We start from the raw sequence: 10,033 nt of genomic DNA, 5'->3' as shown, positions 1-10,033 counted from the left end.
AAACCATAATGCACAAAATATTTATTATTAAACAAGTATAACAATAAATAAAAACCAAACAACACGTATAAACACCTGTTTATTCAACCATTCAAAAAAAATGCTGCACAATTCCAATACAAATTAGAATCACACAGCAAACAAAAAACCGCACAAAAACGCAATTTAACCTACACAACCCTCACCCCGGCCTCCACAAAGCCTTTAATTTTAGCACTCTTCGAGTTCAGTTCGGTAACGATGGCATCTACTTTATCGAGACCACAAACCTGATGTGGCATTTTGCCGTTAATTTTATCAGAAGTCGCGAGCACAATTACTTTATCGGAAGCTTTAATCATTTCTTTTTTGATGATCGAAACTTCGTAACCCATTTCGGTAAGTCCCTGATTGACATCTAAACTACTCACTCCCAAGAAACAAACATCGGCTTTGATTTTAGACAGTACCTGTACCACGTCGATACCCACGGTTACCATGGCTTTTTTCTGTAGTTTTCCACCAATAAAAATCAGTTCGATATTAGGATGCTGCGACAATTGCATGGCTATAGGAAGGCTATACGTATATATGGTAGCCGAAAAATCAATTGGAATGAGTTTGCAAAAAGACAAATTGGTAGTACCTCCGGTCATGATAATCACCTGACCTTCATTCAGAAACGATAAGGCTTTTTGTCCTACTATTCTCTTTTTGTCTTCATTGATTATATGGATATCAAAAACGTTATTGGATTTCTCTTTTACCGGAAAAGCAGCTCCATATACCTTATTGATCAGCCCTTTGTTGTTCAATTCGTTAAAATCTCTGCGTATGGTATCCTCAGAGATACTGAGCTCTGTGGCAAGATCGATCGTGTTTATCTTTTCGACACTCTTGAATTTATCCATGATAAACTGATGTCTCTCTTTCTTAAGCATTTTAACTTTTTTAAACAAATATAAAAATATATTGCATGATCATGCATGATTATTAGACAATTATTTCAAAAATACCTTTTACATGGCTTTCAGTACTTACAAAATCATAATTTAATGCATTTTTATGCGTTTTTTAATATTTAAATTAAATATGTTGCAAAAAATTGCATTTATAAAAATTAATTCTCTACATTTAAAATCTCTAACCAAACAAATATTTTAAAAATGAAAAAACTATTCTTTTTATTTGGAATTATTTTGTTTGCGCAGCCCATTTTTGCGCAGTCAAAAACCGTAACCGGTACGATTATTAGTACTACCGACGGACTTTCTCTTCCAGGAGTATCCGTTTTGATCGAAGGTACTTCTAAAAGCACTACAACTGATCTGGACGGAAAATTCAGCATCACTGCAAACGAAAACGAAACGCTCGTTTTTAGTTTTGTAGGATTTGCTTCGAAGAAAATCAAGGTCTCAGCAAACATGACTACAATCAACCTTAAAATGACCGAAGAAACGAACGCTCTTTCTGAAGTTGTTGTACTGGGTTCCACCGTACGCGCTACCCGTAAAGAACTCGGGAATGCCGTAACCAGTTTAAAAGGAGAAGATTTAGTTAAAGCACAGCCCGGAGGTCTTTCTACGGCGCTGCAAGGAAAAATTGCCGGTGCTCAGGTTTCTCAAAACTCGGGTGATCCAGCCGGAGGTTTCAGCATCAAGCTTAGAGGAACTTCTTCGATATTAGGTTCTTCAGATCCTTTATATGTTATTGACGGGGTGGTTTTAAATAACGCCACTACCAACGTAACCAACCTAAACGTGACTACCGGAAACTCTAACATGCAGATTGGTCAGAACCGATCTGCGGACATTAACCCTAACGATATACAAAGCGTTGAAGTCTTAAACGGAGGTGCTGCAGCCGCCATTTACGGATCAAGAGCAGCCAACGGTGTGGTTTTAATTACGACTAAAAAAGGTGTTGCAGGAGAAACCAGATATACCTTTTCAACCAGCGTGACTTCTAACCAAATTCGCAAAAAACTGGATATGAACATGTCCGACAAGCAGTTTGTAAGTACTTCACCAGCCCTGTTCCCAATTCAAGGGAATCCTGCAAGTCCAACTACAGTAACGGTTTTAGGCAGAAACCTTGAAACCAGAACAACTAACGTACAGCGACACGACTATCAGGATGATATTTTTACTACAGGTGTTGGAACTGATACGTATTTCTCACTACAGGGTGGAGACGAAAAAACGAAATATTTTGCTTCTCTTGGTTACCTGGTAAACGAAGGAATCATAAAAAATACCGATTTTAAAAGAGCGGGTGCTAAAGTGAGATTGAAACATGACTTCAACTCAAAACTATCCGCTACTGTGGGATTAAATTATGTAAACTCGAGTTCAAATGAAAAACCGGACGGGAACGTCTTCTGGAGTCCGATTAATGCCATCAACATCACCAATAATACCTACGACATCAATCAAAGAGATGTAAACGGTAATCTGCTGGCAGTTGATCCAAACAGGGTGAATCCGCTTTCGATCATTGAAACTTTCAAAATCAAACAAAATACAGACCGTATTATTTCGGATTTGCAATTGAACTACACACCGTTTAAAAACTTCAATGCCGATTTGATTTTTGGTATCGACAACTACAATCAGAGAGGAAATGTCTTCATCCCGAGATATCCGTATGTTGTGAATCCGGCTTACTACAATGACGGGTATGTTTCTGAGGCTACTAACAGAGTGGTACAATTCAACAACGATTTAAACTTAAGATACCTTTGGACTATTAACGACAAATGGAAAGCTACTACTTATGGAGGTTACAACGTACAGACGTATCGTGATAATTTTGCAGCAGTTGAAGGACGTAACTTAAAACCTTTTATCGAAACCATCAATGCTTTTAATACTTTGATTCCGGGTTCACCAAGTTCCAGCCAATCCAAATATAATTTATGGGGATATTATCTTCAGGAAACTGTTGGCTACAAAGACAAATTATACCTGACAGTTGCCGGAAGACAGGATGCTTCGACTATTTTTTCGAGTGCTAATCGTTCTCAGTTTTATCCAAAAGCGAGTGTGAGTTATGTATTTTCGGATGAACCCTTCATGCAAAACATTCACGATGCCGTAAGCTCCGTACGTTTTAGAGCTTCATGGGGAAAATCAGGAAGTTTAACCGCGATTAAACCTTATGCCCGTTTTACCAATTATTCTACGGGAACACTTTTAGGAAACAGTGCTTTTACGATCGAAGGATTCAAGCAAGGAAATCTGGATTTAAGACCGGAACAAAGTGTTACGTATGAAATTGGAGGTGATTTTGGTTTCATCAAAGATCGTCTGAATTTATCTTTCAGCTATTACAATGCCGATATTGATGACTTGTTATTACCGGTTCAGCTGGCGGCTTCTGAAGGCGCAACGAATACGATTAAAAACATCGGACAAATGAACAACAAAGGGTTCGAAATCAATTTGAAATACGATCTGATCAAAAAAGAAAACCTGCATCTTGATGTTTTTGTAAACTACAGCAGTAATAGAAACAAAGTGACAGGATTACCGCAAACCCGTTTCAAACTGGACAGCAACTTAGCAGGGGCTCCTGTTTTCGTGGAGATGGACAAACCTATCGGAATTTTCTACGGAACTTATTTTGCCCGAAATCCTGATGGTAGTTTGTTGTTAACTCCAAGCGGATATCCACAAACCGAAAAAGGAGATGTCAATACCGGAGCACCACAAAGAGATGCTTCAGGACAGCCAACCGGAACTATTTTGAACAAACAAATTGGGAATCCAAACCCGGATTATATCATCGCTTTCGGAGCCAATCTGAATTACAAAAAATTTGGTCTTTCGGTATTGTTTGACGGCGTTCAGGGCGTAGATGTTTTTGATGCCGATTACAGAACCAGACAAGGTGTGGGATCAGGAAAAATTGTGACTCAAGAGCTTAACGGCGAATTACCACGTGGGTACATCTGGTCGGTTTATAATGTGGAAGAATTTAGAGTGGTAGACGGAAGTTATCTGAAATTAAGAGAAGTTTCGCTTAATTATTCTTTCGGAAAATTAAACAATTTCTTTGACGATCTGACGGTTACAGCCAGTGGAAGAAACCTGATCTCCTGGGACAATTTTACCAGTTTCGATCCGGAAACCAACTCAGGCGGACAGTCTTCTGTAGCGAGATACAATTTTGGAACCGTGCCAATTCCAAGTTCTTATTCCTTGGCGGTAAAAGTTCAATTCTAACCAAATCAAAACATCATGAAAAAAATATTCATCCCTATAGTAGCCCTTACAATGCTTTTAACAAGCTGTAACGAAGATTATTTAGACCCTACCAAGCCCTCTCAGGAATTAGTTTTTGGAACCCGAGAGGGAGTTATTGGTGCTGCCAACGGACTACAGCTTCTTTGGAGCGTTGACCGAACAAGCCCTGTGTACAACACCATTACCGGAAACGGATTTACCACAAAAGAACTGCGATTGCTAAACGCCGGAAATGTCGACGAAGGTGAACTTTCTGTGGGTGGCGGCGTACTTTCGACCAAAAATCAGGTCGTAAACAATCTGTGGTCACAATGCTTGGTGATTAAATCTGAATCGCAAAAAGTAATTGATAATGTCAACGTATTAACTTCAGATACCGAAAAAGCCAGTATTCTGGTTCATGCCTCTATTTTTAAGGCAATGGCGCTTACCACTCTGGTACAGTATTTTCAAAGTGTACCATTAAAAACAGGTAAAAACGCCACTTTTGATTCGAGAGCGGATGTATTAACAGAAGCCATCAAAGTTTTAAAACAGGCAGAACCACTGTTGGACAAAGCGACCGGAGCAACAGGATTGGTTACTAGCATTAATTACAAAAATACCGTTTATGCCTTATTAGCCAGAACATATCTAATGACCGGAGATTACGACAACGCCATTACCTATGCCGGTATGGTTGACCTGTCTGTAAAATCGGTTTTTGCTTTTGATCCGATTAGCGCCAACCCTATTGCTTATATCTCGATCACCACCAATAATGTTTTTCAGCCTGTTGATCTGACTTTGGGATTGCCTGCTGCTTTAGCTCCTTCAAACTCTGACGGAAGGCTGAATTTTTACATCAAACCTGGTTCAAATCCAACTGTTGCCACAGGGTTCTTTGATTCGAATACCAAATCGATTCCACTGTATTTACCAGGCGAAATGATACTAATTAAAGCCGAAAGTTATGCCCGAAAAGACAATTTACCGCAGGCACTTATCGAACTCAATAAGGTTTTAACCAAAACAGCCGGAGCAGATACTTATGGCATTGGTGCTAATCTTCCTCCATATGCAGGAGCCGTAACCAAACCGGCTATCTTAACCGAAATTTACCGCAACCGCTGTATCGAAATGTACATGTCGAGCCTAAAACTGGAAGACAGCAGAAGATTTGATCGTCCGGGAGCAGGAACATCCGGTGCCGAAAGAAATCGTAACTGGTATCCTTATCCGGATTCTGAAAGAAACAACAATACGAATACCCCTGCTGATCCGGCTATTTAAAAATTGTCGGTCTTCGGCTCCGCTCAGACTGACAATTTTGGCTCCACTCAGACTGAGCGAAGTCGAGGCATTGTCAGTCTGAGCGAAGTCGAAGACTGACATTCTCTGATTATTATTTTTTGCTTTCCAAACAAAAAACAACAAACAACAAACCATAAACCATAAACAGCTTAACGGTTAAACAAATAAACGATTAAACAACACTACAGCTATGCATTATGAAAAATAAAAACCCCGAAACCGAACAAGAGTCCCTTTATAAAAATCTGGATCAGATGAGCACCAAAGAACTGCTGATCAACATGAATACAGAAGATCAAAAGGTACCTCATATTGTTGAAAAACAAATTCCGAAAATCGAAAAACTGGTCAAAGCCATCGTAAAAAAAATGCAGTTGGGTGGACGCTTATTTTATATTGGTGCCGGAACTTCAGGGCGTATTGGAATTTTAGATGCTTCTGAGTGCCCTCCTACTTTTGGAGTACCCCATGATATGATTATCGGAATTATTGCCGGAGGTGATACCGCCATTCGAAAAGCTGTAGAAAATGCCGAAGACGATACCGAGCAAGCCTGGAAAGATTTATCGAAACATCAGATTTCGAGTCTGGATTTTGTTATCGGAATAGCCGCTTCCGGAAACACTCCGTATGTATTGGGCGGACTCCAAAAAGCCAAAGAAAACAATATTAAAACCGGAAGCATTTCCTGTATCAGTAAAGGACTAATTGCCGAAGTTGCCGATTATCCGATCGAAGTCGTGGTTGGTCCCGAATTCCTGACCGGAAGTACCCGCATGAAAGCCGGAACAGCACAAAAACTGACTTTAAATATGATTTCAACTTCGGTGATGATCAAATTGGGAAGAATCAAAGGCAACAAAATGGTCGACATGCAATTGTCTAACGAAAAATTAGTCAAAAGAGCCATTAAAATGATCGTGGAAGAACTCCAAATTGAACACGATCAGGCTGCCGAACTGTTAGATAAACACAAAAGCGTTAGAGCCGTGTTACAGGCAAACACCGCTAAGAAATAAACTCTTTACTACTATGGTGAATAAATTTCCCGCAAAGTTTATGTCATTTCGACCAAAGGGAGAAATCGCACTAGTAATTCGACAAAGATTGGCGACTTTCTATACGGAGTTTCGCGTGTGATTTCTCCTACGTCGAAATGACAATATTGTGTTTAACAGACCTTTTATAGAGCTCATGAACAACTTAAAAAAATAATCTCATCACTAATCCAAAACCAAAATGTCTTCAAGCACCATCTTAATCTTCATCATCGTATATTTTGGCATACTATTACTGATTTCTCAAATCATCAGCAAAAAAGGACAGGACAACGATTCGTTTTTCAAAGCCAATAAAAACTCCAAATGGTATTTAGTCGCTTTTGGAATGATTGGCACTTCGCTGTCCGGACTAACGTTTATCTCCGTTCCGGGTGAGGTTGGATCTCCAAACGGAGAGCAGTTCAAATACTTTCAGTTTATATTGGGACAGGCCGTAGGGCTTATTGTTATTGCAAAAGTATTACTCCCTTTGTACTACAGAATGAACCTTACCTCGATATACAGCTATATCGAAAAAAGAATGGGAACAAACAGTTACAAAACGGCCGCCTCTATTTTTCTGGTAAGCCGTACCATAGGTTCTGCCTTACGCTTTTATTTGGTTGTGCTTGTACTGCAGCGTTATGTTTTTGACTACTATCACATTCCGTTTCCGCTCACCGTATTTTTAGGTCTGACCTTTGTTTTTTTATATACTTACAGAAGCGGCTTAAAAGCTATTATTATCACAGACACGCTTCAGACTTTCTTTCTGGTGTCCTCTGTTTTTATCACCATATATTTTGTTTTAAACAGTTTAGACCTTACCGTTTTCGAATCGGTTTCAGCAATTCGAAACAGTAATTACTCTAAAACTTTTTTCTTTGATGATTTCCTGACCAATAAATATCATTTTGCCAAGCAATTTTTAGGAGGGTTACTAATCATGATTGCAATGGTGGGACTGGATCAGGATTTAATGCAAAAAAACATCAGTTGCAAAAACATTAAAGAAGCGCAAAAAAACATGTACACTTTTACCGTTATTTTTGTCACGATCAGTCTTCTTTTTTTAAGTCTTGGAGCTTTACTGTATATGTATGCTGCAAAAAACAACATTTCCGTACCGCTGGATTTAGTAACCAACAAACCCAGAACGGATCTTCTATTTCCGGAGATTGCACTGAATCATTTGGCTACTGTTCCCGCTCTAGTATTTTTATTAGGAATCATTGCAGCCACTTTTGCTACAACCGACTCTGCTTTAACGGCTCTGACCACTTCTTTTTGTGTTGATTTTCTGGGAATGGACAAAAGCGAAAACATTTCAAATCCTAAAAATGTAAAACGAAGACATGTAGTGCATCTCGCCTTTTCGTTCCTGTTCTTTTTGGTTATCATTGTTCTGAATTCTTTTAATGACAGCTCGGTTGTTGCACTGGTTTTCAAGGCCGCTTCCTATACTTATGGACCGCTTTTAGGTTTGTATGCTTTTGGATTACTTCAGAAAAACAGAATTGTAACCGATAAATTGGTACCTTGGTTTTGTATCGTAGCTCCTATTTTAACTTATGTCCTAAGCGAAAATTCCAAAGCTCTTTTGGGTTATGTCTTTGACAATGAATTGATCCTTATAAATGCACTAATTACCTATACAGGCCTTTATTTCACCAGTAAAAAAACCGACAAAAAAATATACTTTTAAGCCGATTACTGCCAAAATACTCTAATTTTAATCCCTTGGATGTAATGAAAAAAAATATTTTTAGCACACTGGACCGCAACTGTAATTAAAATCTGCCAGATCTGCTAAATCTGCGAGCTATTTTTTTCTCGCAGATTTGGCAGATTAAGCGGATAAAATGAGAGTAAAAAAGATTTACGCAGATTTATTTTTATCAAAAAAATGAATCTAAGTTTTTTTCAGATAGCTTATGCGTATTGATGCAAGTGAAACGCCTTCTGTACAAAAAGTAATACTATGTGTCTATGTGTTAAAACAAATTACATTCAACGAGTTCATTTTATCACTTTTATAATTCAAATCGTCTTTATAAAATTCAATTTTCATGAATAAAAATATAAACGCACTGTACCAAATTGCTCAAAAAGAAACCCGTAGCATTATTGGGTTAATGTCCGGCACTTCCCTTGACGGGCTCGATATTGCCTTATGCGAAATTTCGGGTTCAGGGCAAAATAGCGCTGTCAAAATAACTGAATTTGAAACTATCGATTATTCAGAAGAAATTAAATTTGAAATCCGTAAAGTTTTTGCGAAGAAAGAAATTGATTTTCAACATTTGGTGATGCTCAACGAATGGATTGGAATTTTGCATGCCGAAATGATAAACGATTTTCTGAAAAAACGAAATATTCCCGCCAGCCAAATCGATTTGATTGCTTCACACGGGCAAACAGTTCTGCATGCTCCTAAGTTTTTACACCAACAGGAAAAATTTCCAAACGCCACATTGCAAATTGGCGATGGCGACCACATAGCTGTGAAAACAGGTATCATTACCCTTTCAGATTTCAGACAAAAACACATTGCAGCCGGTGGCGAAGGCGCTCCGTTAGCCGTTTATGGAGATTATTTTTTATTTGGAAAAAAGGGCGAAAATCGCATCATGCTCAATATGGGCGGTATTGCTAATTTTACCTTCTTACCTGCTTCATTAAATCCCGAAGAAACCTTCGTAACCGATACCGGAACCGGAAATACACTGATTGATCTTTTTACGAAACAGTATTACCCTGAAAAAAGTTACGACAAAGATGCCGAAATAGCCCGAAAAGGAACTGTAAATCAGTTATTGCTCGATCATTTAAAAGACGATTCTTTTTTCCGTCAGGAATTTCCAAAAACAATAGGTCCGGAGCTTTTTAGTGCCGAATACGTAAAAGCAGCTTTGGTCAGAAGTTCCTCTGAAACCATTTCTGCTCCCGATTTACTGGCTACATTAACCCGTTTTAGCGCTGAAACAATCGCCGAAGCCATTCATTATGCCGTAAACAACTCTGCTGATAGACTCGAAGATTTCAAAATTTACCTGTCCGGCGGAGGTACGCACAATCCTTTACTGGTGCAATGGCTTAAAGAATTGTTGCCTTGCGATTTTCACAAAACAGATGAACTGGGTATTTCTGGCGATGCCAAAGAAGCCGTTTTGTTTGCTGTTTTGGCTAATGAAACTATAGCTGGGGAAGATTTTAATTTTGGCTCACACAAAGGAATTCCATCTGTAACCATGGGGAAAATCTCGTTACCTGATTAAAGATATACTTCCTGAAAGTTTAACTAAACCAATAGACATAGACTATCTTACTTATAAAAAACGATGCCTCTATGTGATAAATATTTTTCACGCAGATTTTGCAGATCTTGCAGATTTCATAACCTTTTTAATCCTTTAATCTGTGGCTATTATTTTAACACATAGAGGCCTAGATTTATATAAAAAAGAATTCCTA

6 protein-coding genes are annotated in these 10,033 nt (G+C 38.6%); 5 read left to right on the top strand and 1 reads right to left on the bottom strand.

Annotated features, from left to right (window positions below; all coding sequences use genetic code 11):
* Window positions 1-170: 170 nt before the first annotated feature.
* The gene (locus tag JO950_RS15260; protein ID WP_202703430.1) at window positions 171-920 is read right to left on the bottom strand and encodes a DeoR/GlpR family DNA-binding transcription regulator; all 750 of its coding nucleotides are present in this window, start codon (window positions 918-920) and stop codon (window positions 171-173) included.
* Between the two features lie 225 nt (window positions 921-1,145).
* On the opposite strand from JO950_RS15260, the gene JO950_RS15255 reads away from it, so the two are divergent.
* The 5 genes from JO950_RS15255 (at window position 1,146) to JO950_RS15235 (ending at window position 9,837) form a co-directional block, all read left to right on the top strand.
* Window positions 1,146-4,205, top strand: a complete 3,060-nt coding sequence (locus JO950_RS15255; RefSeq protein WP_202703429.1) for a SusC/RagA family TonB-linked outer membrane protein — start codon at window positions 1,146-1,148, stop codon at window positions 4,203-4,205.
* 15 nt (window positions 4,206-4,220) lie between these two features.
* On the top strand, window positions 4,221-5,498 hold the full coding sequence (locus JO950_RS15250) for a RagB/SusD family nutrient uptake outer membrane protein (RefSeq protein WP_202703428.1): 1,278 nt from the start codon (window positions 4,221-4,223) through the stop codon (window positions 5,496-5,498).
* A 218-nt stretch (window positions 5,499-5,716) separates the two neighbouring features.
* Entirely contained in the window at window positions 5,717-6,538 is an 822-nt protein-coding gene (gene murQ / locus JO950_RS15245) for an N-acetylmuramic acid 6-phosphate etherase (RefSeq protein WP_202703427.1), read from the top strand.
* Window positions 6,539-6,758: 220 nt separating this feature from the next.
* The gene (locus JO950_RS15240; RefSeq protein WP_202703426.1) at window positions 6,759-8,264 is read left to right on the top strand and encodes a sodium:solute symporter; all 1,506 of its coding nucleotides are present in this window, start codon (window positions 6,759-6,761) and stop codon (window positions 8,262-8,264) included.
* 364 nt (window positions 8,265-8,628) lie between these two features.
* Window positions 8,629-9,837, top strand: coding sequence for an anhydro-N-acetylmuramic acid kinase (locus tag JO950_RS15235; protein WP_202703425.1), 1,209 nt, complete (start codon window positions 8,629-8,631; stop codon window positions 9,835-9,837).
* The last annotated feature ends 196 nt before the right edge of the window (window positions 9,838-10,033 follow it).

The sequence above is a fragment of the Flavobacterium sp. UGB4466 genome (assembly GCF_903469665.1).
Classification (GTDB): domain Bacteria; phylum Bacteroidota; class Bacteroidia; order Flavobacteriales; family Flavobacteriaceae; genus Flavobacterium; species Flavobacterium lipolyticum.
The sequence above is the reverse complement of the archived record's forward strand: the minus strand, read 5'-3'. Positions and strand labels throughout refer to the sequence as shown.